This is a genomic window from Bradyrhizobium canariense (assembly GCF_018130465.1).
GTDB lineage: Bacteria > Pseudomonadota > Alphaproteobacteria > Rhizobiales > Xanthobacteraceae > Bradyrhizobium > Bradyrhizobium canariense_C.
Genome location: NZ_JAFCKJ010000002.1, coordinates 370,421 through 393,165 on the forward strand (window position 1 = coordinate 370,421; position 22,745 = coordinate 393,165).

Below are 22,745 nucleotides of genomic sequence, written 5' to 3' on the forward strand. Positions count from 1 at the left end.
CTAACAGCCGGTAAATCGGGCCCCGAATCAGCCTTTTCAGCCTTATCGGCCCTAAGCCGGCCTTTGGGGCGGTGGGACGTTGGCGAGATACCAGTCGCGCAGATGGGCTAGCGCGGGATGCGCCAGGGAGCGCTGGAGATAGGTCCAGATCCGCGGCTGGTGACGCAGATAATGCGGCTTGCCGTCGCGGCGGTTGAGGCGGGCGAAGGTGCCGAGCAGACGCGTGTTCCGCTGCGCCGACATGATGGCGTAGAGCTCGGCGAAGCCGGCCGCGTCGAAGCTCGCGTCGCTGGCGCGGCGCGCCTTGATGTAGCGCGACAGCAACGTCAGCTCGATCGCCTCGGGCACGTCGATGCGGGCGTCCTGGAGCAGCGACACAACGTCGTAGGATTGCGGCCCCAGCACGGTGTCCTGGAAGTCGATCACGCCGACGCGTTCGATGCCGGTGCGATTCCCGAGCCAGATCAGGTTCGGCGAGTGATAGTCGCGGATGATCCACGTCTTCGGCGAGGCCTGCGGCTTCTTCAGCAGCTCGCGCCACATCGCGAAAAATTCGGCGCGCTTCGCGTCGTCCAGCGGCGCGTTGCGATCGGGCAGGTACCATTCCGGCATCAACCCGATTTCAATCAGCAGCGCCTCGGTATCGAAGACGGGAATGGCGTAGGTCTGGCCCCCGAGCGGCAGCGTCTCCGGCAGCGTCTTGCCGTGCAGCAGAGCCAGCACGTCGGCCGCGGCTTCGTAGCGCTCGGCGATCGGCCGCGGCGGATCGCCCTCGATCACGCCCTCGCTGCCGAAATCTTCGCTGATCAGGAATCCGTGGTCGAGGTCGGAATGATGGATCGCGGGCGCGGAGATTCCTTGCGCGCGCAGGCCTTCGTCGATGGCGACGAAGGGTTTGATGTTTTCGGCGAGATGCACCGCGGCGCTGTAGGATTTTCCGTTGTACATCGCGGCGCCATCCGGGCGCTGCGGAGAATTCATGAGGATGACGATCTCGTCGTCGCGCAGCAACCGCGCATAGGAGCGGGTCGAGGCGTCGCCCGCCATGCGTTTGCGCGTTGCATCCATGTAGCCGGATGCATCGAGGAATTCGCGCAGTGCCTTCAGCCGCGCGACGGTGGCGGCAGCCTTGCCATGGCCAGTGATGTCGGCGGCGCGTGCATTCGAGCCCAGTGCCGGCCGGTGCGTCAGCGCGATGTCGATGCGGTCTTGAGGCATCGCCGACGGCGCGCGCTCCGGCCATTCGATCAGGACGAGGGTTGCTTCCGGCAGCGGCGACAGCCCGATCTCTTCGAGCTCGCTCTCGTCCTCGACGCGGTAGAGGTCGGCATGCATCACCGGGAATGGCGGCAGCTCGTAGCCCTGCACCAGCGTGAAGGTCGGGCTCGGCACTTCCAGTGCATCATCGCCGGCGAGGTAGCGGATCATGGCCCGCGCCGCCGCGGTCTTGCCGGCTCCGAGATCGCCGGTGAGCGTGATGACATCGCCGGTGCCGACCAGCAGCGCGAGGTCGGCCATCAGTTGCGCAGTGGCCGTCTCGTTGTGGAGCGCGACCGAGAATGTGGTTGGCGCAGTCATTCGGCGGCGTCGCGATGCGCCGCCTGGTCGGTCGGAAAGTCACAGATCACGACCGTGCCCCTGCCCACGATCGAATCGACCCGGATATTGCCGCCATGCAGTTCGACGAAGGAGCGAACCAGCGACAGGCCGAGCCCGGCGCCGCGGTGACGCGAGCCCTGCGAGCGGCTCTCGAACCAGTTGAACACCTTGTCTTTCATGTCGGCAGGTATTCCAGGCCCGGAATCTGTCACAGTGAAGACCACACTGCGTTCGGTGCGGCGGGCGCTGATGCCGACGGTGGAATCCTGTGGAGAAAACCCGACGGCATTGGCGAGGAGGTTATAGAGCACCTGCACCACGCGCTTCTCGTCGCCGGTGAAGCTGCCGACATCGGGCGCGATCTCGACCTTGAGGCGGATGCGGTCGGTGGCGAGCCGGTCCTGGAGACCCTCGGCGGCGAGCTCGATGGTCTTGCTGACGTCGACCGGGCCGAGTTCCAGCTTCATGGCGCCGGCGTCGATGGTGGCGAGATCCAGGATGTTGTTGGTCAGCGCCAGCAGCGCATTGGTCGATTTGGTGACGTAGTCGAGATACTCGGCCTGTTTCGGCGTCAGCGGCCCGGTCGAGGGATCGCTGAGGAAATGCGCGAAGCCGATGATGGTGGTGAGCGGCGAGCGCAGCTCGTAGGAGACGTGGTGGACGAAATCCACCTTCATCTGGTCGGCGGCCTCCAGCGCCTCGTTGCGTTCGCGCAGCGCGCGCTCGACGTTCTCGGTGTCGGTGATGTCCTGGAACGTCAGCATCGTCGCGCCGTCGTGCAGGGGCCGAATCATGCCGTCGAGCACGCTGCCGTCCTTGCGCTCCAGCTTCAGCGGAATGTCGGCGCGGCTCTCGATCGAGGTGACGGCCTCGCGGATCTGCCGCCAGACGATCGCGTCGTCGAACAGCTGATGGCACCAGCCCTCGACCGTCTGGATGTGCGGCTCGTCGCGCATGGCGTCGCTCGACAGCTTCCACATTCGGACGAAGGCGGGGTTGAACAGCTGCGCCTTGCCGTTGCTGCCGAACACCGCGACGCCCTCGGCGAGGCTGTCCAGCGTCTCGCGCTGGACGCGGATCATGCCGTCGAAGCGGCGGGCGAGCTCGAGGCTCTCGGTGACGTCGTCGAACAGATAAGTGACGCCGCCTTCGGGGTTCGGCGTGGTGACGACGGAGAGCGCACGGCCGTCGGGCAGGTACCAGGTGTCCTTGGCGGTCTCGACCGCGCGATAGGCCTCGTGCAGCTTGGCCTTCCAGGCGCGGAAGTCCGGCTGTTCCGGCAATTTGCGCGAGGCGCGGAGCTTGTCGAGCACGCTGGAATCATCAGGGTTGGCGTCGAGAAAGGTGCGGTCGAGGTCCCACAGCTGGCGGTAGGAATCATTGTAGAAGGCAAGCCGGCGCTGGCCGTCGAACACGGCAACGCCGGAGGAGAGCTGGTCGAGCGTGCGGCGATGCGCCTCCGCCATCCGCACCAGTGCCGAGCTCAAGGCATCCGCCTCGCTGGCATCGATGGCAACGCCGACATTGCCGCCGCCGACATTGACGGCGCGGACGTCATAGATGCGCCGCTCGCCGCCGATCACGATCGGCAGCCGCGAGGTGAAATTGGCCGCTTCCTTCAGCCCTCGCTCCATCGCGGTCCGGTCGGCGCTGTCGAGCAGCTCGAGCTTGCGCTCCTGGGCGTCTGTGATGCTGGCCGCCTCGGTCGCACGGACATAGGCGGGGTTGGCGTAAGTCAGCGCGCCGTTCTCGCCCTTGGCCCAGATCGGCCAGGGTGCGGCGGCGGCGAAGCCGCGCAGCATCTCGGTCTCGTCGGAGAGTGCCTTGTAACGCAGGTTGGTCTCAGCCAGATCGCGGCGGAGCCCTGAGAGTTCGCGAATCCTGACGATGGCCTGGCCACCGATGGCGCGCCCGATGGCTTCCAGCGTGTGGCCATGTGCGGTGGTGAGCGTCAGCTGGAACCCGTCGCCGCGGTCGCGCAGCGCGTCGACGGCGTGATCCATCTGGAGCGCCGGTTCCGGCGGCAGCCAGGTTCCAAACGCGAGCACGCGCTGTGGAGAGGAGTCGCGCGGCAGCACCATGGAGATGTCGCCGGAGATCTGCGCGCGATTGTCGCCGGCCGGCCAGGAGATCAGGATCTGCGGCTCGGCGAAGAGCAGTGCGCCGAAGCGGTCGGCCTGGAGCTGGAGTTCGCCGACCCGGGCGCGTAGCCGCGCCTCGTTCTTCGCCGTGCGCACGCGCGTGCGCATCAAGAGGATCGCGGCGACCACCGAGAAGCCGAGCAAGGCCAGCGCGGTGGCCAGCACCGCGAGCTCCTGCCGGTTGAAATCCAGCAATGTTGAGAGTGTGTCGACGAGGTCGGCGGCCTCAGCCGGCGCAGCCGGCAGCAGCGCTGCGAGAGCGCTTCCCAGCAAGCCGTTGCGCACGAGGGATGTGCACGACAGCAGCGTCCGACGCATCGACACGATCACGCCTGACATAGTTGCCCCAAGATCGCACGGATTTGCGCGCGGCGACCCCCGTCGCGCGCGAATCAAGAGACAATACCCTCACCGTGACTCCACCGGTAAGAGTCCAGATCGTGAACGCAAAGGCGGTCCCAAAAAAATGCGGAGTGAGGTGTTCCAGGCTCACGTAGTTCTTCGGGTGATTCGGCTGGAATTGCCGTGCGTTAGCGGCCGGTCGAGCCGAAGCCGCCGGTGCCGCGATCGGTCGCGGACAATGTCGCCACGGGAACCAGCGCGGCCTGCACCATGGGCGCGATGACGATCTGCGCGATGCGCTCGCCGCGCTTGATCACGAAGGGGGCCGCGCCGTGGTTGATCAGGATCACCTTGATCTCGCCGCGGTAGTCCGCGTCGATGGTTCCGGGCGAGTTCAGCACGGTGACGCCGTGCTTGGCGGCAAGGCCCGAACGCGGCCGCACCTGCGCCTCGTGCCCGGGCGGCAATGCGATCGCAAGTCCCGTCGGCACCAGCGCATATTGGCCTGGCGCAAGCGTCATCGGCTCGCTGTCGGGAACCGCGGCCATCAAATCGAGGCCGGCGGCTTCCGTGGTCTGATAGGCCGGTAGCGGCAGACCCTCGGCGTGAGCGAGTTGCTGCAGTTCGACCGTGATTGTCGTGCTCAAGATGCCGGCTCCAGGGATTTGTCGGTCACGCTCTTTGCGATGTGCGCGACCAGTTCGATGGCGACCTGTTCCTTGGTCATCACCGGCCAGGAATCAACTGCAATCTCGCCGTCCTTGCGGCTTATCAGATGCACCGTATTGCGGTCCCCGCCCATCACTCCGGTTGCGGGGGAGACGTCGTTGGCGACGATCCAGTCGCAGCCCTTGCGGGCAAGCTTCGACTTGGCGTTGTCGATGAGGTGTTCGGTCTCGGCGGCAAAGCCGATCACCAGTGGCGGACGCTTGTCGGTCAGCTTGGCGATCGTCGCGAGGATGTCGGGGTTCTCGACCAGCTGGAGCGGCGGCATGCCGGCCGAGGTCTTCTTCAGCTTCTGCTCGCCTTCATTGGCGACCCGCCAGTCGGCGACGGCGGCGGCGAAGATCGCGATGTCGGCGGGCAGCACGGCCTGCACTTGCTCCAGCATCTGCCGTGCCGATTCCACATGCTTGACCGTCACGCCGTGGGGATCGCCAAGATCGACCGGGCCGCTGACCAGGATCACCTCGGCGCCCGCGGCCTGTGCGGCGGCAGCGATCGCAAAGCCCTGCTTGCCGGAGGATCGGTTGGCGATGTAGCGCACCGGATCGATCGGCTCGTGGGTCGGACCTGCGGTGATCAGCACGCGCTTGCCGGCCAGCGGGCGCGGCACCGGCGGCCGCAGCAGGCGCTCGGCGGCGGCCGCAATTTCGATCGCCTCGGACATGCGGCCGATGCCGGCTTCACCCGCTTCGGCCATCTCGCCGGAATTCGGCCCGATCAGCATCACGCCGTCGCGCTGAAGCTGCGCGACATTGCGCCGCGTCGCCGCGTTGTTCCACATCAGCGGATTCATCGCCGGCGCGAGCAGGACCTTGCGGTTGGTCGCGAGCAGGATGGCGCTGGCGAGATCGTCGGCATGGCCATTGGCCATCTTGGCCATCAAATCGGCGGTCGCAGGCGCCACCACGATCAGGTCGCACTCGCGCGCAAGGCGGATATGGCCGGCGTCGAACTCGCTCTGGGGATCGAACAGATCGGTGTAGACGCGCTCATGCGAGAGCGCGCTCACGGCCAGCGGCGTGACGAATTGCTGCGCCGCCTTGGTCAGCACGCAGCGCACCTCGATCCGCCGCTCCTTGAGCCTTCGGATCAGGTCGAGCGATTTGTAGGCCGCGATGCCGCCGCCGATGATCAGGGTGACGCTGGCCTCGGGGAGGGCGCCGCTGCGCTGGGGCATGGGGGTGGAGGAGGAGGCCGCAGGCGGCGCCGCGAACGGCGTCAAGGGCTCCTCACGGCCTTCGATCAGCTCTCCGAGGATGACCCGGACCTCTTCCTCGACCGACCTGCGGTTCCTGGCCGAGCGCAGCCTGAGGTAGGTTTTGATGCCTTCGTCGAGCTTGCGAATGGTCAGGCTCGCCATGACGCCCCTCCAGCACGAATGATAGCGATGCTATCATTCGTGTGATTGCACTGCAATCAGAGATTCCGGACGGCGATCAGGATGCCGATGAAGGTCGCGGCGATGATCCAGAGCGCCACGGTGCGCCAGCGGTTCTTGCGGCCCTCGCTGCGGCCCATAGCCGCGATGCTCTCCGGCGACAGCCGGATGCCCTCCCGGGTCATGGTCTCCAGCTGTTCGAGCACCGCAACCGAGCGCGCGGCGATGTCAGGCAGACGCATCAGGATGCGCGCGAGATCGCCGCTGCCGGAGACCGCGCCCTGGATCCGGCCCAGCGGACCGAGATTGCGCTCGATCCATTCCCGCACCACGGGGTCGGCGACCTTCCAGATGTCGAGCTTGGGATCGAAGCCGCGTGCCACGCCCTCGACCACCACCATGGTCTTCTGGAGCAGGATCAGCTCGGGCCGCGTGGTCATGTCGAAAAGGCCGGTGACCTCGAGCAGCAGCGTCAGCAGCCGCGCCATCGAGATCTCTTCCGCCGTGCGGTTGTGGATGGGCTCGCCGATGGCGCGGATCGCCTGCGCGAAGTTCTCGACCGAGTGATGCGCGGGCACATAGCCTGCCTCGAAATGCACCTCCGCGACACGACGATAGTCGCGGGTGATGAAGCCGAGCAGGATTTCGGCGAGGAAGCGCCGCTCCTTCATTCCGAGCCGGCCCATGATGCCGAAATCAACCGCGACGAGCCGGCCCGCGTCATCCAGGAACAGATTGCCTGGATGCATGTCGGCGTGGAAGAAGCCGTCACGCAGCGCGTGGCGCAGGAAGCTCTGAATCACCTTGCGGCCGAGATCGGGCAGGTCGACCTGCGACTCTGCCAGGCGCTTGTGATCGTTCAGCGCGATGCCGTCGATCCACTCCATCGTCAGCACGTTGTGCGTGGTGCGGTCCCAGTCGACGGTCGGTACGCAGAAATCAGGATCGTCGCGCGTGTTCTCCGCCATCTCCGACAGCGCCGCGGCCTCGAGCCGCAGGTCCATCTCCATCGAGACCGAGCGCGACATGGTGTTGATGACCTCGATGAGGCGCAGGCGCCGCGCCTCGGACGAATAGGCTTCGGCCTTGTGTGCGACGAAGAAGAAGTCGGAGAGGTCGCGGCGGAAGCGTGCGGCCACGTTGGGTCGCAGCACCTTCACTGCGACCGCCTTGCGGATGCCGTCGCGCAAGACTTCGCCGCGATGCACCTGTGCGATCGAGGCGGCTGCGACCGGCGGACTGAGGCTTGCGAACACATCGGTCAGCGGCCGTTCCAGCGAGGTCGCGATCGCAGCTTCCGCTTCGGCTTGCGAGAACGGCGGCAGGCGGTCCTGGAGGCTTTCGAGGTCGCGCGCCATGATGACGCCGACGACGTCGGGACGGGTCGCCAGAAATTGTCCGAGCTTGAGATAGGCCGGGCCCATCCGGGTCAGCGCGCGTGACAGTCGCGGGCCGTGCTTGGGACCGCGCCGCTCGATCAGGCGCGCAAGCTTCAGCGCGAGCTGTCCATGCGGCGGGACGAGGCTCGGATCGACGGCGCCGAACACGCCCTCGCGCGCGAATACGAACGCGGCGCGCATCAGGCGCGCACTATGGGTTATGGCAGAGATCACAAACGCCAGCCCGAATGCAGTGCGACGATGCCGCCGGACAATGTCTGCCAGTTCACGCGGGCGAAGCCGGCGTCGCGGATCATGTCGGCGAAGGCGTTGGGTCTTGGGAACTTGCGGATCGACTCGACCAGATACTGGTAGGACTCGGCGTCACCCGTGATCATGCGGCCGAGCGGCGGGATCACCTTGAACGAGAACAGGTCATAAAGGCGATCGAGCCCGGGCATCTCGACGGTGGAGAATTCCAGACAGAGGAAGCGGCTGCCTGGCTTGAGCACGCGATAGGCCTCGGCCAGCGCGAGATCGATCCGCGGCACGTTGCGAATGCCGAAAGCGATCGTATATGCGTCGAAGCTGCGGTCGGCGAAGGCGAGCGCTTCGGCATTGCCCTCGACGAAATCGACCTGGGTCTCGAGATGCCGCTTTGCGGCACGCTCGCGGCCCACCGCCAGCATCTCGGTGTTGATGTCGCAGACGGTGGCATGGAAGCCCGCGCCTGCCGCCTTGGCGGCGCGGAACGAGATGTCGCCGGTGCCGCCGGCAACGTCGAGCAGCGCGAACGGCCGGTCGCCCCTGGGCGGGTTGAGCGCGTTGATCATGATGTCCTTCCAGACCCGGTGCAGGCCCCCGGACATCAAATCGTTCATCAAATCATAGCGCGACGCCACGCTGTGAAACACATCGTTCACCAGCGTCTGTTTGTCCCCCAGGGGAACGTCCCTGAAGCCAAAATGCGTGGTTTCGCCCGGCCGATCCATTACTCTGCTCCACGAGGCGGACCATAGCGCGCCCGCCGCAATGGCGCTATCACACCGCCCTCATAAGGTGAATGCCTGACCATGCCCGAATTGCCCGAAGTCGAGACCGTCCGCCGCGGCCTTCAGCCGGTCATGGAGGGTGCGAAAATCCTCGTCGCGGAGGCCCGCCGGCCGGATCTGCGCTTTCCGTTTCAGCCGGATTTCGTGGCCCGGCTCCAGGGGCAGGTCGTCACGGGGCTCGGGCGCCGTGCAAAATATCTCATGGCCGATCTCGCCTCGGGCGACGTGCTGCTGATGCATCTGGGCATGTCGGGCTCGTTTCGCGTCATCAAGCCGGACAACGAGGCTCAGCCTGGCGAGTTTCACTATCCGAAGGCCAAGGACTCCACGCACGATCACGTGCTGTTTCGGATGTCCTCCGGCGCCGACATCGTCTTCAACGATCCGCGCCGCTTCGGTTACATGAAAGTGATCGCGCGCAGTGCCCTCGACGAGGAGCCGCTGCTGCGCGGGCTCGGCCCCGAGCCGCTCGGCAACGAATTTGACGCCGCGATGCTGGCGCGGTCCTGCGCAGGCAAGACCACGAGCCTGAAAGCCGCGCTGCTCGATCAGCGCGTAGTCGCCGGGCTCGGCAATATCTATGTCTGCGAAGCCCTGCATCGCTCGCATCTGTCGCCGCGCCGGATCGCCGCGACACTCTCGACCAAGAAGGGCGAGACGACCGACCATGCGAAGAGACTGGTCGGCGCGATCCACACCGTGCTGAACGACGCCATCAAGGCCGGCGGATCGTCACTGCGTGACCATCGCCAGACCTCCGGCGAGCTCGGCTATTTCCAGCACTCGTTCAAGGTCTACGATCGCGAAGACGAGAAATGTACGACGCCCCGCTGCGGCGGCACCGTGAAGCGTTTTACGCAGAACGGGCGATCGACCTTCTGGTGCCCGAAATGTCAGAAATGAGAGGGATCGCAGCCGGAAGGCCGTGAGTCCCTTTAAGACGGCGATTCCACCACGCCGTCATTGCGAGCGCAGCGAAGCAATCCAGAATCCCTCCGCGGAAAGACTCTGGATTGCTTCGCTGCGCTCGCAATGACGGCGGAGATAGAGTCCCGTCAAAAACGCGAAGCGAAGCAATCCGGCCGGGCTGGTGGCCGGATTGCTTCGTCGCTGGGGCCCTTCCGGATGGTGAAAGGGCCGGCTGGCGTCTGAGCGATCGCCCCGCTCAGGACGCCAGTGTCGTGGTCTCGTCGGCCGCAAGCTCGGCGGCGACGTGCAGCACGCCGCCCGCGGCCGAGATGACTTGGTCGATCAGGACATTGGTCGTGGCGGCGAGCTCGAGCCGGGTCTCGATCCAATGCCAGAGGCCGCGGATCTCCTCGGTCGACTTGCCGTTCGGCGCGAATTCGCTCACCGCGAGGCCGCTGGCGAGCGAGTCCTGGTGGTCGTTGCGCATCACGATCAGGGGACGCGCGAGCACCTCGGCGAGATCGAGGGCTGCTTCCTCGGCGAGCGTGTTGGCTGCGTTGTCGATGCGCTGGCCGCGTATCGGCGTCTGGTTCAGGACGAAGCTGTAAGGCCGCTTCCAGGCACGCGCGACGCTCAGCGTCGAAGCGGTCGCCTCGATGTCGGCGACGCTCGGGCGGGCCGGGATCAGGCAGAGGTCGGAATGGCGGATCGCGGCGGTGGTCGCGGCGCTGAGGCCAGCGGCGGTATCGACGATCGCGAGCTGGAGGCCGCTGTCGGCCAGCATCTTCAGGCGCGGCTCGATGTCGGCGGCGTGATAGATCGGCTCGACGACGAGATCATCGGTGCTACGGCGGCGCTGCCAGTTGGACAGCGTGCCCTGCGGGTCGGTTTCGATCAGGCGGACGGTGAAACCGGCCTGCTTGGCTGCCAGCGCGAGGCCGATGGCGAGCGTGCTCTTGCCGCTGCCACCCTTTTGGGTGGCCAGTACGATCGTGTGCATTGAAGATCAATCCTATGGAGTGCTTGGGGCAGGGAAACGCCACGCGAACGTGCATCGATCTCGATGCCGAGCTCTTCTCGCTCAGGACGTGCCGGCCCGATCCAAAGGGGATCGCGGAGGTCCGAATCAACAGTAACAATGGTGGCGGAATCGCGAATGCCAGCGAATCCGTACCATTACTGGACCCGTACTCGTACGTGTGCTGTGCTTGCCGCCGTGAATAAAAAGGACAAGCGGCATGGGCGGAAGCTGGCGCGATCGGACGACGACGAATTTCGAGTGCCAGAAGATGCCTGCGGTATCGAGCCGCGGCATGGTGGTGAGCAACCATCCGCTGGCCTCCAGCGCGGGCGCCGAGATGCTGGCGGCCGGCGGCAACGCCGTCGATGCCGCGATCGCGACCCTGTTCGCGCTGACCGTGGTCGAGCCGATGATGGTCGGAATCATCGGCGGCGGGATGGCACACATAAGGCTTGCCGACGGCAGCCACCGCTTCATCGACGGCCAGAGCACGGTGCCTGCGGCGGTGCGCGACACCAGCTACACCTCGATGCCGGGTTCGGCGCATGACGTGTTCGACACCGTCGGCAACGAGAACCTCAACGGCCCGAAGGCGGTCGCCACACCGGGCTCGCTGAAGGCCTGGTGCGAGACGCTGCACCGGTTCGGCACCATGAGCCTCGCCGACGTCATGCAGCCCGCGATCAAGCACGCCGCGCGCGGCTATACGGTGACGCCGTATCTGCATGAATGCATCGGCGAGAGCGCCGCGGAGATGCGCAAGGACAAGCCGATAGCGGCAATCTATTTGCCGAACGGCGAGCCGCTGAAGGTCGGCGAGCGCGTCGTGCAGGCCGAATATGCCGAGACGCTCCGGTATATCGCGGACCACGGCGAGACCGCGCTCTATGAGGGCCCCCTCGGCGACATCCTCGTCGACTACATGGAGAAGGCCGGCGGCTTCATCCGCCGCAACGATCTCGTCAGTTACAAGACGGTCGAGCGCCAGCCGATCCGCGCCGACTATCGCGGCTGGACCATCTTTGGTCCGCCGCCGCCCGCGGCTTCGGGCGTGCATATCGCGCAGATGCTGAACATCCTGGAGGGCTACGACATCGGCGGCCTCGGCTTCGGCACATCAGAGACCATCCACTATCTCGCCGAAGTCCTGAAGATCGCCTTCGCCGATCGCGCCGCGGCCAGCGGTGATCCCGACTATGTCGGCGTGCCCGTGGAGAAGCTGACGTCGAAAGCCTATGCCGAGGAGCGCCGCCGCGCAATTGATCCGGCGCGCGCGCAGGCCTGGGGCGCAGGCGTCTCGCAGCTCGAAGGCGCGCACACCACGCACATGACGGCGGCAGATTCTTTTGGAAATGTGGTCGCAACCACGCAGACCATCAACAATCTGTTCGGCGCGAAGATCATGATCCCGGGCTTGGGCACCATCGCCAACAACTACATGAACCTGTTCGATCCGCGTCCCGGCCACGCGCTGTCGCTTGCGCCTGGAAAGCGCGTCACCACCTCGATGTCGCCGATGATGGCGCTCAATGGCGGCAAGCTGGGCTATGCGCTCGGGCTGCCCGGCGGAAAACGCATCTTCCCGAGCGCGATGCAGGCGCTGGTCAATCTGATCGACCACGGCATGAGCCTGCAGGAAGCCGTCGAGGCGCCGCGCGTGTGGACCGAAGGCAACGCGCTCGAGGTCGAGCAGAAGGTGCCGGAGAGTGTGCGCGCGAAGCTTGAGGGCCTCGGCCACAAGGTGCAGCCCGTTGCGACGGTCGCCGGCGGCATGAATGGCATCGCCTTTCATGACGACGGAAACATGACCGGCGCCGCCTGCTGGCGCGCGGATGGGACGCCGGTGGGGATTTCGGGCGGGCTTGCAAAGGCAGGGATTAGATTCAGGCTCGCTTAGTCTCGTGCCCCGGACGCAGCGCAGCACGCAGTGATGCGCTGCTGAGCCGGGGCCTAGAAAACCGCTTGCTCGGCTCTCGGATGGATGGGTCCCGGCTCAGCGGTGCGGCATTTCATGCCGCACCGCGTCCGGGACACGAGAGTTGTAATTGTCGCTCGCCTACTTCCGCACGCAGATCACGCGCACGACAGCCGTCTTGGCGTCCGTCGACGTGCCGTTCGCGGTGACGGCGTTCGCCTTCAGGAAATCGCGCACCGTCTCCGCGGAGACCATCACCGCCTGCGACGCCGGCACCGACGTCGCGGGGCCCGCAACCATCGCCGGCTTCAACAGCGCGATGCCGGCGAACTTGCCGTCGCCGTCGATGGCGGCGCTGCCGGAAAATCCGACCGCCGGCGGCGGTGACAGCGCGGAATCGCCGCCACCGACGGATGCCAGCGCAGCCTTGAGGCTCGACACACCGGCCGCGCCGCCCTGGCTCTGCGGATCTGCGATACCGATGACATCGATACTCGTCTTCGCCGCGCCGGCGGCGAGGCTGAACGCCTTCAGGCTGCGAGCGCCGTAGATATGCAGCAGCGCGAGATCGTGCTCCTTGTCCTCGGCGAGACGGTCGGCGCTGCCATAGCCGGCGATCGTGATTGCGAGACAAGAATCGGTGACGAGGCGGTCGGTGACGATCGCGCCATCGTCGCTGACGACGAGGCCGGTGCCATATTCGACGGTCTTGCGCGGCGGCGGCCCGGCCTGTGGTCCCGATGGAAACGCATTGAACGCGCTCGACATCGCGATCACGACCGGCTCGACCGTGTTCTCGGTCGCCTGGTCGTAGAGGATCGTCATGATGCGGACCTCGTCGCCCTTGAAGGAGCCGCGGACGTAAAACTTCTTCAGCCCCTGCAATCCCGACAGCACGAAGAAGTCGGGCTTCACCACGGTGTAGTCGACCTTGCGAGCGGGCTCTTTCTTCTCCGCTTCAGCGAGCTTTGCGGTGGTCGGGTTCGCCTCCTTGCGGCGGCTGAGCAGCACCTGCACAGTTCCGGTCGGCGAGGTCCATTTCGAGCCATTGGCGTCGGTCGCCTGCTGCGGCACCAGTTTCGAGGGAATGCCGAGCCGCGCGCCGCTGGTCATCTCCGTTACAATTTTCCAGCCGACGCTGTCCTGCTTCCGCCGAGCGGTCTCGGCGAGCGCAGCGCGTTCCTGCGGATTGAGCACGCCGGTCGGCTTGCCGCCCTTGAGCTTCTGGTATTCCTTGATGGCATCGACCATGCGCGCGCTGACGTCGCCGGTGATGGCGCCGTTGTACTGGCCGACCCAGGCGAGGTCGGACTGCAGCGACAGCCGCTCCGCCTGCGCCATGCCGTCCGCCGTTTCCGACGGCGTCTGCAGGGCGGGCGGCTTGATTGGAACGGTCTGGACCGGCTTCGGCTTGGTGCCGGGGATCTGCGGTGTCGTCATCTGGGCGTTTGCGGCTGTGGCAGCCGTCAACATCAGTGTTGCCGCAAGCATCGATCTCATGACAAATCCAGCCAGCCCATTGAACGCAATGCCATTGAAGCACATCTCGTTGGTCGCGAACAATCTCGGGGTGGTTCAGGAGCCAATAGCGGCCACGGACGAAGGCCCTCATCCTGAGGAGCGGCCTTAAGGCCGCGTCTCGAAGGATGGCGTCGAGCGATATCGCTGCCTTCATGGTGCGAGACGGCGCTTCGCGCCTCCTCACCACGAGGGGGGACCTGGAAGGATAACGATGCTGAGCCCGGATGAACTCGAACGTTATGCCCGCCATATCGTGCTGCGCGATGTCGGTGGTCCCGGCCAGGCTGCGCTGAAGCGGGCCTCCGTGCTGGTGATCGGCGCCGGCGGGCTCGGCGCGCCCGCTTTGATGTATCTGGCGGCCGCCGGCATCGGTACGCTCGGCGTGGTCGATGACGATGTGGTGGCGCTGTCGAACCTCCAGCGCCAGGTCATTCACACCACGCCCGATATCGGCCGGCACAAGGTCGAGAGCGCGGCCGAACGGATCTCGGCGCTCAATCCGCATGTCCGCTTCGTCGGCCACGCCACCTGGCTCAACGCCGACAATGCGCTGTCGCTGATCGGCGACTATGACCTCGTGCTCGACGGCTCCGACAATTTCTCGACCCGCTATCTGGCCTCGGACGCCTGCTTCTTCGCCAAGAGGCCGCTGATCACGGCGGCGCTCGGCACCTTCGATGGCTCGCTGACCACCATCCGCGCGCATGAGAAGAACGAGCAGGGCGAATTCAATCCAACCTATCGCTGCCTGTTCCCGGAGGCGCCGCCGCCCGGGACCGTGCCGGCGTGCGCGGAAGCCGGTGTCATGGGCGCGCTCGCGGGCGTGATGGGCTCGATGATGGCGCTGGAGGCGATCCGCGAGATCGTCGGCTTTGGTGACGGCCTGGTTGGCCGCCTCCTGATGATCGATGCGCGCGCGATGCGCTTCGAGACGCTGCGTTACGCGCGCGATCCGGCCAATCCGCTCAACGGCGATGGGCCGGTCGTGACCGATTTGAGCGCCCATCGCACCTGATCGCAGATGTTATGCTGTGGCCGGCTTCTCGCTGTCGAGATGCGCCATCTGCTCGGCCGCATAGCGCGTGCCGGAAGCGACATCAGGCGGGAACGCCTTTGCCAACACCGCAAGATGAGCGGGCGTCAGCGTGACCTTGGCCGCGCCGAGCGCTTCGGTGAGACGATTGCGGGATCGGGCGCCGACCAGCGGCACGATCTGCTCGCCTTGTGCCGCCACCCAGGCGATTGCGACCTCCGCCGGCGCTGCACCGATCTCGCTGGCGATCGCGCGCAGCTGCTCCACCAGTGCGAGATTGGCGTCGAGATTCGCGCCCTGGAAGCGCGGCGTCATCAGCCGGTAGTCCTTGCCGGTTTTGCCGCTGTCCTTCGACCAATGGCCGCTGATCAGGCCGCGCGCCAGCACGCCGTAAGCCGTGATGCCGATGCCGAGCTCGCGGCAGGTCTTCAGGATATCGCGTTCGATGCCACGTTCGATCAGCGAATATTCGATCTGGAGATCGACGATCGGATGCACGGCGTGCGCGCGGCGGATGGTGTCGGAGCCGACCTCGGACAGGCCGATATGCCTGATGTAGCCGGCCTTCACCATCTCGGCGAGGCCGCCCACCGTCTCCTCGACCGGGACGTTGGGATCAAGACGCGCCGGGCGGTAGATGTCGATGTAATCGGTGCCGAGCCGTTGCAGCGAATAGGCGAGGAAATTCTTCACTGCGGCCGGACGGCAGTCCATGCCGGTGAATTCGCCGGCAGGACCGCGCAGCGCGCCGAACTTCACGCTGATCTGCACCTTGTCGCGCGCGACGTCCTTCAGCGCTTCGCGCACCAGCATTTCATTGTGGCCCATGGAGTAGAAATCGCCGGTGTCGAGCAGCGTGATTCCTGCATCGAGCGCGGCGTGGATCGTGGCGATGCTCTCGCCGCGATCGGAAGGACCATAGGCATCCGACATGGCCATGCAGCCGAGGCCGAGGCTTGAGACGGTGGGGCCGGTTGAACCGAGTTTGCGCTGTTCCATGATGGCTTTCCTCGAAAAGGCGACTGACTGCGCCGCGTGACGAGGGCAGATATGCGCCGGATCGATTAGGCCGATAAGCTGGACAATCCAGAATAGGTTGTTCATCATATCGGACAATGGCCGATCCCGATTTGCGCGATCTCGACGCCTTCGTGGCGATCGCCCGGACCCGAAATTTCCGGCGCGCAGCGCTGGAAATTCGCGTGTCGGTGTCGAGCCTTAGCCAGCGATTGCGGGACCTGGAGGAGCGCCTCGGCGTTCGCCTGATGAACCGGACCACCCGCAGCGTCGCGTTGACCGAGGCGGGCGAGCTGCTGCTGTCGCGCGTCGCTCCGGCGCTGCGCGAGGTCGGCGATGCTCTCGACCAGGTCCGGGGCCTGCGCGATGTGGCTTCGGGGCGCCTGCGCATCAACGCGCCGCCGCCCGCCGTCGATCTCGTGCTGGCGCCGATGATCGGGCCGTTCCTTCAGGCGCATCCCCAAGTCGACTTCGACATCGTGTCTGAAAGCGGGTTCGTCGACATTGTCAGCGCGGGCTTCGATGCCGGCGTGCGCTATGGCGAACATCTCGCGCAGGACATGGTGGCGATCCCGCTGAGCGGACCGCAGAGCTATGTCGTGGTCGCTTCACCTGCTTACGTTGCGCGCCGCGGCAGGCCGAAGCATCCGAAGGATCTGCTCGACCATGATTGCATCCGCGCCCGCTACTCGAGCGGTGTCATGCATGATTGGGAATTCGAGAAGTCCGGCCAGATCATGAAAGTCGATCCGCCCGCAAAACTGATCTCGACAAACATGGGCCTTGCGATGCGCGCTGCGCTCGACGGCGTCGGCATCTGGGCGACCATCGGTGGCTATGTCCATGACGCCGTGAAGTCCGGCGCGCTGGTGAGCTTGATCGAGGATTGGTGCGAGCCGTTTCCCGGACCGTTCCTGTACTATCCGAGCCGGCGCCAGACGCCGCCGGCGCTGCGCGCTTTCATCGATTTCGTCGCCGACTGGCGCAAGCGCGAAACGTCGCGATCCTAAACCCTCATGGTGAGGAGGCGCGAAGCGCCGTCTCGAACCATGCAGGCCCGCCCTTCGTCCGCGACCATCCTTCGAGACGCGCGTTCCGCGCTCCTCAGGATGAGGCAGGAGAGCTTGTCACGCAGCCGATTGGAAATTCAGAGCATGCTCGGCAGCACGCGATCCGGCGGCTTGTGCGCGTCGAGGAAGGTGCGGATGTTGATGATCACCTTCTCGCCCATCTCGACGCGGCCCTCGATCGTGGCCGAGCCCATATGCGGCAGCAGCGTCACCTTGCCGGCCTTGGCGAGCCGCACCAGCTTCGGGTTCACCGCGGGCTCGTGCTCGTAGACGTCGAGGCCGGCGCCGCCGATCTCGCCGCCTTCGATCAGCTTGATCAGCGTGTCCTCGTCGGTGACCCCGCCGCGCGCGGTGTTGACGATGTAGGCGTCCTTGCGGATCAGCTTCAGCCGGCGCGCTGACAGCAGATGATAGGTCGCCGGCGTGTGCGGACAGTTCACCGAGATGATGTCCATCCGCGCCAGCATCTGGTCGAGGCTTTCCCAATAGGTCGCGCCCAGCTCTTCCGCGATCTTCGGCGCCACGGGCCGGCGGTTGTGATAGTGGATCTGCAAGCCGAAGGCGCGGGCGCGGCGTGCGACCGCCTGGCCGATGCGGCCCATGCCGATGATGCCGAGGCGCTTTCCCCCGATGCGATGACCGAGCATCCAGGTCGGCGACCAGCCGGGCCAGGGTTTTCCTTCCGTCAGGATCGAGGCGCCTTCGATCATCCGCCGCGGCACGGCGAGGATCAGTGCCATGGTCATGTCGGCGGTGTCTTCGGTCAGAACTTTCGGCGTGTTGGTGACGGTGATGCCGCGGGCATGCGCGGCCTCGACATCGATGTTGTCGACGCCGTTGCCGAAATTGGCGATCAGGCGGAGCTTGCAGTCGGGCTGGTTGACGATATCGGCGGAGATGTGATCGGTCACGGTCGGAACCAGCACGTCGGCGGTGCGCGCGGCTTCCGCGATCTGCTCGGCCGACATCGGCGTGTCGTCGAGATTGATCCGCGCGTCGAACAGTTCGCGCATCCGGGTCTCGATCGAGTCCGGAAGCTTGCGCGTCACCACGACGAGGGGCTTTTTCTTCACCGACATGTCCTGCCCTCATGAGGCGTTGCAGGCCGCCTCTGTCGCCAAAGGCCGGCCGTTGAGGCCTCATTAACCCGGTTGTTCGACACTGCAACTGCCGTGTCGTCCCCGGCGTTTCCTTCAAGCTCTCCCGACATTTCCGGCTGGAAAATCGGGGCAAACCGGTTGTTCAGATGTCCGTCCTCTCTAGCAGAAGGCCGGGCCAAGACAAGAACCACGGGCAAAGGGCTCGGGAACACCCGCGTGGGGCGGGTCAGGGGCGACGGCGGCGTGGTTTTGGAATTTTGGGGTGAGGGCCCGGCTCGGCCGGACCTTCGACAGGAGACGGGTTGATGGCGTTGGGGCGTTTTTGTTCAGTGATGGCGCTCGTTTGCACCTGGTTGAGTGCTTCGGTCAGCCCCGGGCATTCGGCAAAGGACAGCACGCCCCAGACCGCCTCGGGCCTCCCGGTGCCGCGCTACGTCAGCCTCAAATCGGATCACGTCAACGTCCGCGCCGGCCCGACCAAGGACAATGACGTTGCCTGGGTCTACACCCGCTCCGGCCTGCCGGTCGAAATCACCGCTGAGTTCGAGAACTGGCGCCGGGTGCGCGATTCCGAGGGCGCCGAGGGCTGGGTCTATCACTCGCTGCTGTCGGGCCGCCGTACCGCTGTCGTCACCATGAAGCACAAGGACGACCTTGCGCCGATCTACGATCGCGCCGATCCCGACAGCGCCGTTGCGGCCAGGCTCCAGGCCGGCGTCGTCACACAGGTGAAGAAGTGCACTGCAAACTGGTGCCACGTCCTCGGCAACGGCTTTGACGGCTGGATCCAGCAGGAGCGCCTCTGGGGCGTCTACTCGGACGAGCAGGTGAACTGACGCTCAGGGGCAATCCCGCGCCTCGTCGTCATGCCGGGCCTGTCCCGGGCGTCCATGGACTTTGTACCTGGCCCAAAAACGCGGATGGCCGGGACAAGCCCGGCCATGACGGTCAAATCAGCAGTTTGGGATAGATCTCAGCGCTTCTTGCGCAGCCGCACGACCATGTCGATGCGGGCGATCTCGTAACCCGCGGGCACCTCCGGCATCTTGGACAGCGCCAGATGCGGATCCTCGATATCGACCAGCTCATGGCTGTTCTCGAGGTAGTAGTGATGGTGGGTCGTGACGTTGGTGTCGAAATAGGTCTTGGTGCCGTCGACGCTGACCTGACGGAGCAGACCGGCATCGGTGAGCTGGTTCAGCGTGTTGTAGACGGTCGCCAGCGAGACCGGCACCTTGGCCAGGGTCGCTTCTTCGTAGAGCATTTCAGCCGTGAGGTGACGTGCACCCTTGCCGAACAGGAGCCAGCCCAGCGCCATTCGCTGGCGCGTCGGGCGAAGCCCTGCGGACTGGAGCATTTCGTTGACGTCGTGCCACGGGCAACCGGTCAAAGCCGGCTGGCGGCCCGACAGAAGGGCCGCAGAATGGACGTCGTCGTCATGGCGGGTGGCGCTGTTTTCAGTCATTTCCAAAATTCGGGCACGCGTGGACGCTATCTCTCTGCAATATATGGAGAGGTAGATGCAGATGCAAGTTTCTCGCAACTAGAGTGGTTCTAATTAGCGAGGGAACCGGGCCGGCGCCCCGTCATTTTACCTTCATGAGAGCGCTTTGCTACCCGAAATGGCCTGTGTTAGAGAGCCCGCGGTTCCGCTTAACCGATTTTGGCGCGACCCGGCATTGAAGGCCGCTCGCTATCCATCCGGGGTCCTTCGGTATTCTCGTCTGAGAATGGCAACAGATGTTGCTTTTCGAACAGGATGGGGCCCATTTTTGCCGGAAACGCCGCTCAATCGGGGTTAGAACACAAAGGCTTCCGCATGCTGAACAGGCGCAACGGTTACGAATATGAAGATCTGCTGGCATGTGCCCGCGGCGAGATGTTCGGCCCTGGCAATGCGCAACTGCCGCTGCCGCCGATGCTCATGTTCGACCGCATTACGGACATCAGCGAGACCGGTGGCGAATTCGGCAAGGGGGTGGTGCGGGCCGAACTCGACGTGAAGCCCGACCTCTGGTTCTTCGGCTGCCACTTCAAGAACGATCCGGTGATGCCTGGCTGCCTCGGGCTCGATGCGCTGTGGCAAATGGTCGGCTTTTATCTGGGCTGGAGCGGCGGTGAAGGTCGCGGTCGCGCGCTTGGCCTGAACGAGCTGAAGTTCAGCGGCCAGGTGCTGCCCGAAGCCCGCAAGGTTGTGTACAACATCGATATCAAGCGCGTGATGCGTTCAAAGCTGGTGCTCGGTATCGCCGACGGATGGCTTTCGGTCGATGACCAGATTATCTATCGCGCGAAGGATCTGAAGGTCGGCCTGTTCAAGCAGGGCACGAGCCTGGGCTGAGCGCATCACCACGAAGACAACGATTGAGGCGAGGCTGTCATGAGGCGGGTTGTGGTCACCGGGATGGGCATTGTCTCCTCCATCGGAAACAACACCCAGGAAGTGCTTGCGAGCCTTCACGAGGCGAAGTCGGGCATTTCGCGGGCTGAGAAATATGCCGAGCTCGGCTTCCGCTCGCAGGTGCAGGGTGCGCCGACGCTCGATCCTTCGACGGTGGTCGACCGCCGCGCAATGCGTTTCCTCGGCCAGGGCGCGGCGTGGAATCACGTCGCGATGGAACAGGCGATCCAGGATTCCGGTCTGTCGCCCGACGACATCTCCAACATTCGCACCGGCATCATCATGGGCTCCGGCGGCCCGTCCGCGCGCACCATCGTCGAGGCCGCCGACATCACCCGCACCAAGGGACCGAAGCGCGTCGGGCCGTTTGCAGTGCCGAAGGCGATGTCCTCCACGGCCTCCGCGACGCTTGCGACCTGGTTCAAGATCAAGGGTGTGAACTATTCGATCTCTTCGGCCTGCGCCACGTCGAACCATTGCGTCGGCAACGCCTATGAGACGATCCAGATCGGCAAGCAGGACGTCATCTTCGCCGGCGGCTGCGAGGAGCTGGACTGGTCGCTGTCGGTGCTGTTCGACGCCATGGGCGCGATGTCCTCGAAGTACAACGACACACCCGCCACGGCCTCGCGTCCCTACGACGTCAACCGCGACGGCTTCGTGATTGCCGGCGGCGCCGGCGTGCTGGTGCTGGAAGAGCTCGAGCATGCCAAGGCGCGCGGCGCGCGCATCTACGGCGAGATCGTCGGCTACGGCGCGACGTCCGACGGCTACGACATGGTCGCACCATCAGGCGAGGGCGCCGAGCGCTGCATGCGCATGGCGATGTCGACCGTGAAGACCAAGGTCGACTACATCAATCCGCACGCGACATCGACGCCGGCAGGTGATCCGCCGGAGATCGACGCGCTCCGCAGGGTGTTCGGAAGTGGCGAGAAGTGCCCGCCGATCTCGGCGACCAAGGCGCTGACCGGTCACTCCCTGGGCGCAACCGGCGTGCAGGAAGCGATCTATTCGCTGCTGATGATGAACAACGGTTTCATCTGCGAGAGCGCACACATCCAGGAACTCGACCCCGCGTTCGCCGACATGCCGATCGTGCGCAAGCGCATCGACAATGTCAAAATCGGCACCGTTCTGTCGAACTCCTTCGGCTTCGGCGGCACCAACGCCACGCTGGTGTTCAGCCGGCTGGATGCGTAATTTTGGCACGCTGTCATGGCCCGCGAATGCGGGGCATCCAGTACGCCGCGGCTTCTCGACTTACAACAACTGTCCCGGATTACTGGATCGCCCGCATGCGCGGGCGATGACCTTGGAATAGTGGAGCTACGAGCCGATGGAAGGTTTGATGAAAGGCAAGCGCGGTCTGATCATGGGCATCGCCAATGATCATTCGATCGCCTGGGGCATGGCGAAGACGCTGCATGCCCACGGCGCCGAGCTTGCCTTCACGTTTCAGGGCGAGGCCCTGGGCAAGCGCGTCAAGCCGCTGGCGGAGCAGCTTGGCGTCGACACCGTGCTGCCCTGCGACGTCGAGGACATCGCCAGCGTCGACGCTACATTCACGGCCTTGCGCGAAAAGTGGGGCCGGCTGGATTTCGTGATCCACGCGATCGGCTTCGCCGACAAGAACGAGCTCAAGGGCCGCTACGCCGACACCAGCCGCGAGAATTTTTCGCGCACCATGGTGATCTCCTGCTTCTCCTTCACGGAAGTGGCAAAACGCGCCGCAGAGCTGATGACGGAGGGTGGCAGCATGATCACGCTGACCTTCGGCGCCTCGATGCGCGCGATGCCGAACTACAACGTGATGGGCGTGGCCAAGGCGGCGCTGGAAGCCTCGGTGCGCTATCTCGCCTCGGACTTCGGACCGCGCGGCATCCGCGTCAACGCGATTTCCGCAGGCCCCATCCGCACGCTCGCCGGCTCGGGCATCGGCGAGGCGCGCGCGATGTTCGCCTTCATGCAGAAGCATTCGCCGCTCCGCCGCGGCGTCACGCTCGACGAGCTCGGTGGCTCGGCGCTGTATCTGTTGTCGGATCTCTCCGGCGGCGTGACCGGCGAGATCCACTATGTCGATTCCGGCTACAACATCGTCCTGATGCCGAAGCCTGACGATTTGAAGACGGAAGACTGAA

Annotated in this window: 19 protein-coding genes; 8 read left to right on the forward strand and 11 right to left on the reverse strand. The window is 65.2% G+C overall.

Annotated features, from left to right (window positions below):
• Nucleotides 1-51: 51 nt before the first annotated feature.
• The 6 genes from tsaE to ubiE form a co-directional block, all read right to left on the reverse strand.
• The gene (gene tsaE, locus JQ591_RS06070; RefSeq protein ID WP_211395114.1) at nucleotides 52-1,578 is read right to left on the reverse strand and encodes a tRNA (adenosine(37)-N6)-threonylcarbamoyltransferase complex ATPase subunit type 1 TsaE; all 1,527 of its coding nucleotides are present in this window, start codon (nucleotides 1,576-1,578) and stop codon (nucleotides 52-54) included.
• On the reverse strand, nucleotides 1,575-4,079 hold the full coding sequence (locus JQ591_RS06075; protein WP_211395115.1) for a sensor histidine kinase: 2,505 nt from the start codon (nucleotides 4,077-4,079) through the stop codon (nucleotides 1,575-1,577). Before JQ591_RS06075 ends, tsaE begins: the two co-directional genes overlap by 4 nt.
• 191 nt (nucleotides 4,080-4,270) lie before the next feature.
• A complete protein-coding gene (dut, locus tag JQ591_RS06080) occupies nucleotides 4,271-4,729 on the reverse strand; it encodes a dUTP diphosphatase (RefSeq protein WP_211395116.1) in 459 nt (152 codons plus the stop codon).
• Entirely contained in the window at nucleotides 4,726-6,168 is a 1,443-nt protein-coding gene (coaBC, locus tag JQ591_RS06085; RefSeq protein ID WP_211395117.1) for a bifunctional phosphopantothenoylcysteine decarboxylase/phosphopantothenate--cysteine ligase CoaBC, read from the reverse strand. Before coaBC ends, dut begins: the two co-directional genes overlap by 4 nt.
• 56 nt (nucleotides 6,169-6,224) lie before the next feature.
• On the reverse strand, nucleotides 6,225-7,799 hold the full coding sequence (ubiB, locus tag JQ591_RS06090; RefSeq protein ID WP_211395118.1) for a 2-polyprenylphenol 6-hydroxylase: 1,575 nt from the start codon (nucleotides 7,797-7,799) through the stop codon (nucleotides 6,225-6,227).
• Complete coding sequence (ubiE, locus tag JQ591_RS06095; RefSeq protein WP_211395119.1) at nucleotides 7,796-8,557, reverse strand: bifunctional demethylmenaquinone methyltransferase/2-methoxy-6-polyprenyl-1,4-benzoquinol methylase UbiE; 762 nt, start codon at nucleotides 8,555-8,557, stop codon at nucleotides 7,796-7,798. Before ubiE ends, ubiB begins: the two co-directional genes overlap by 4 nt.
• A gap of 81 nt (nucleotides 8,558-8,638) precedes the next feature.
• Here ubiE and mutM point away from each other — a divergent pair, with 81 nt between their 5' ends.
• The gene (mutM, locus tag JQ591_RS06100) at nucleotides 8,639-9,520 is read left to right on the forward strand and encodes a bifunctional DNA-formamidopyrimidine glycosylase/DNA-(apurinic or apyrimidinic site) lyase (RefSeq protein ID WP_211395120.1); all 882 of its coding nucleotides are present in this window, start codon (nucleotides 8,639-8,641) and stop codon (nucleotides 9,518-9,520) included.
• Nucleotides 9,521-9,782: 262 nt separating this feature from the next.
• On the opposite strand, the gene JQ591_RS06105 is transcribed toward mutM, so the two are convergent.
• Entirely contained in the window at nucleotides 9,783-10,526 is a 744-nt protein-coding gene (locus JQ591_RS06105) for a ParA family protein (RefSeq protein WP_211395121.1), read from the reverse strand.
• Nucleotides 10,527-10,764: 238 nt separating this feature from the next.
• Here JQ591_RS06105 and ggt point away from each other — a divergent pair, with 238 nt between their 5' ends.
• Nucleotides 10,765-12,444 carry a gamma-glutamyltransferase gene (ggt, locus tag JQ591_RS06110; protein WP_211395122.1) on the forward strand — a complete coding sequence of 560 codons (1,680 nt, stop codon included), beginning with the start codon at nucleotides 10,765-10,767 and terminating at the stop codon, nucleotides 12,442-12,444.
• 159 nt (nucleotides 12,445-12,603) lie between these two features.
• Here the strand turns inward: ggt and JQ591_RS06115 are convergent, their stop codons facing one another.
• Nucleotides 12,604-13,962, reverse strand: a complete 1,359-nt coding sequence (locus JQ591_RS06115) for a serine protease (RefSeq protein ID WP_211395123.1) — start codon at nucleotides 13,960-13,962, stop codon at nucleotides 12,604-12,606.
• Between the two features lie 232 nt (nucleotides 13,963-14,194).
• On the opposite strand from JQ591_RS06115, the gene JQ591_RS06120 reads away from it, so the two are divergent.
• Entirely contained in the window at nucleotides 14,195-14,998 is an 804-nt protein-coding gene (locus tag JQ591_RS06120; RefSeq protein WP_211395124.1) for a HesA/MoeB/ThiF family protein, read from the forward strand.
• 9 nt (nucleotides 14,999-15,007) lie between these two features.
• Here the strand turns inward: JQ591_RS06120 and JQ591_RS06125 are convergent, their stop codons facing one another.
• The gene (locus JQ591_RS06125; RefSeq protein ID WP_211395125.1) at nucleotides 15,008-16,015 is read right to left on the reverse strand and encodes an aldo/keto reductase; all 1,008 of its coding nucleotides are present in this window, start codon (nucleotides 16,013-16,015) and stop codon (nucleotides 15,008-15,010) included.
• A gap of 116 nt (nucleotides 16,016-16,131) precedes the next feature.
• On the opposite strand from JQ591_RS06125, the gene JQ591_RS06130 reads away from it, so the two are divergent.
• A complete protein-coding gene (locus JQ591_RS06130; protein WP_211395126.1) occupies nucleotides 16,132-17,043 on the forward strand; it encodes a LysR family transcriptional regulator in 912 nt (303 codons plus the stop codon).
• Between the two features lie 137 nt (nucleotides 17,044-17,180).
• Here JQ591_RS06130 and JQ591_RS06135 read toward each other — a convergent pair whose 3' ends face one another.
• The gene (locus tag JQ591_RS06135) at nucleotides 17,181-18,182 is read right to left on the reverse strand and encodes a 2-hydroxyacid dehydrogenase (RefSeq protein WP_211395127.1); all 1,002 of its coding nucleotides are present in this window, start codon (nucleotides 18,180-18,182) and stop codon (nucleotides 17,181-17,183) included.
• Nucleotides 18,183-18,508: 326 nt separating this feature from the next.
• Between JQ591_RS06135 and JQ591_RS06140 the strand changes: the two genes are divergently transcribed.
• Complete coding sequence (locus JQ591_RS06140; RefSeq protein ID WP_211395128.1) at nucleotides 18,509-19,039, forward strand: SH3 domain-containing protein; 531 nt, start codon at nucleotides 18,509-18,511, stop codon at nucleotides 19,037-19,039.
• 137 nt (nucleotides 19,040-19,176) lie between these two features.
• On the opposite strand, the gene irrA is transcribed toward JQ591_RS06140, so the two are convergent.
• Nucleotides 19,177-19,668, reverse strand: a complete 492-nt coding sequence (gene irrA / locus JQ591_RS06145) for an iron response transcriptional regulator IrrA (protein WP_211395129.1) — start codon at nucleotides 19,666-19,668, stop codon at nucleotides 19,177-19,179.
• Between the two features lie 354 nt (nucleotides 19,669-20,022).
• On the opposite strand from irrA, the gene fabA reads away from it, so the two are divergent.
• The 3 genes from fabA (at nucleotide 20,023) to fabI (ending at nucleotide 22,744) form a co-directional block, all read left to right on the forward strand.
• Nucleotides 20,023-20,544 carry a bifunctional 3-hydroxydecanoyl-ACP dehydratase/trans-2-decenoyl-ACP isomerase gene (gene fabA, locus JQ591_RS06150; RefSeq protein ID WP_007603915.1) on the forward strand — a complete coding sequence of 174 codons (522 nt, stop codon included), beginning with the start codon at nucleotides 20,023-20,025 and terminating at the stop codon, nucleotides 20,542-20,544.
• Between the two features lie 39 nt (nucleotides 20,545-20,583).
• A complete protein-coding gene (gene fabB, locus JQ591_RS06155) occupies nucleotides 20,584-21,807 on the forward strand; it encodes a beta-ketoacyl-ACP synthase I (RefSeq protein ID WP_211395130.1) in 1,224 nt (407 codons plus the stop codon).
• A 136-nt stretch (nucleotides 21,808-21,943) separates the two neighbouring features.
• Nucleotides 21,944-22,744 carry an enoyl-ACP reductase FabI gene (gene fabI / locus JQ591_RS06160; RefSeq protein WP_211395131.1) on the forward strand — a complete coding sequence of 267 codons (801 nt, stop codon included), beginning with the start codon at nucleotides 21,944-21,946 and terminating at the stop codon, nucleotides 22,742-22,744.
• Nucleotide 22,745: the final 1 nt, after the last annotated feature.

What these genes read in the sequence shown, in the direction of transcription:
- tsaE (WP_211395114.1), bottom strand. Translation starts at nt 1,578, where the DNA reads ATGACTGCGCCAACCACATTCTCGGTCGCGCTCCACAACGAGACGGCC.
- JQ591_RS06075 (WP_211395115.1), bottom strand. Translation starts at nt 4,079, where the DNA reads ATGTCAGGCGTGATCGTGTCGATGCGTCGGACGCTGCTGTCGTGCACA.
- coaBC (WP_211395117.1), bottom strand. Translation starts at nt 6,168, where the DNA reads ATGGCGAGCCTGACCATTCGCAAGCTCGACGAAGGCATCAAAACCTAC.
- ubiE (WP_211395119.1), bottom strand. Translation starts at nt 8,557, where the DNA reads ATGGATCGGCCGGGCGAAACCACGCATTTTGGCTTCAGGGACGTTCCC.
- mutM (WP_211395120.1), top strand. Translation starts at nt 8,639, where the DNA reads ATGCCCGAATTGCCCGAAGTCGAGACCGTCCGCCGCGGCCTTCAGCCG.
- JQ591_RS06105 (WP_211395121.1), bottom strand. Translation starts at nt 10,526, where the DNA reads ATGCACACGATCGTACTGGCCACCCAAAAGGGTGGCAGCGGCAAGAGC.
- ggt (WP_211395122.1), top strand. Translation starts at nt 10,765, where the DNA reads ATGGGCGGAAGCTGGCGCGATCGGACGACGACGAATTTCGAGTGCCAG.
- JQ591_RS06115 (WP_211395123.1), bottom strand. Translation starts at nt 13,962, where the DNA reads ATGAGATCGATGCTTGCGGCAACACTGATGTTGACGGCTGCCACAGCC.
- JQ591_RS06120 (WP_211395124.1), top strand. Translation starts at nt 14,195, where the DNA reads ATGCTGAGCCCGGATGAACTCGAACGTTATGCCCGCCATATCGTGCTG.
- JQ591_RS06125 (WP_211395125.1), bottom strand. Translation starts at nt 16,015, where the DNA reads ATGGAACAGCGCAAACTCGGTTCAACCGGCCCCACCGTCTCAAGCCTC.
- JQ591_RS06130 (WP_211395126.1), top strand. Translation starts at nt 16,132, where the DNA reads ATGGCCGATCCCGATTTGCGCGATCTCGACGCCTTCGTGGCGATCGCC.
- JQ591_RS06135 (WP_211395127.1), bottom strand. Translation starts at nt 18,182, where the DNA reads ATGTCGGTGAAGAAAAAGCCCCTCGTCGTGGTGACGCGCAAGCTTCCG.
- JQ591_RS06140 (WP_211395128.1), top strand. Translation starts at nt 18,509, where the DNA reads ATGGCGTTGGGGCGTTTTTGTTCAGTGATGGCGCTCGTTTGCACCTGG.
- irrA (WP_211395129.1), bottom strand. Translation starts at nt 19,668, where the DNA reads ATGACTGAAAACAGCGCCACCCGCCATGACGACGACGTCCATTCTGCG.
- fabA (WP_007603915.1), top strand. Translation starts at nt 20,023, where the DNA reads ATGCTGAACAGGCGCAACGGTTACGAATATGAAGATCTGCTGGCATGT.
- fabB (WP_211395130.1), top strand. Translation starts at nt 20,584, where the DNA reads ATGAGGCGGGTTGTGGTCACCGGGATGGGCATTGTCTCCTCCATCGGA.
- fabI (WP_211395131.1), top strand. Translation starts at nt 21,944, where the DNA reads ATGGAAGGTTTGATGAAAGGCAAGCGCGGTCTGATCATGGGCATCGCC.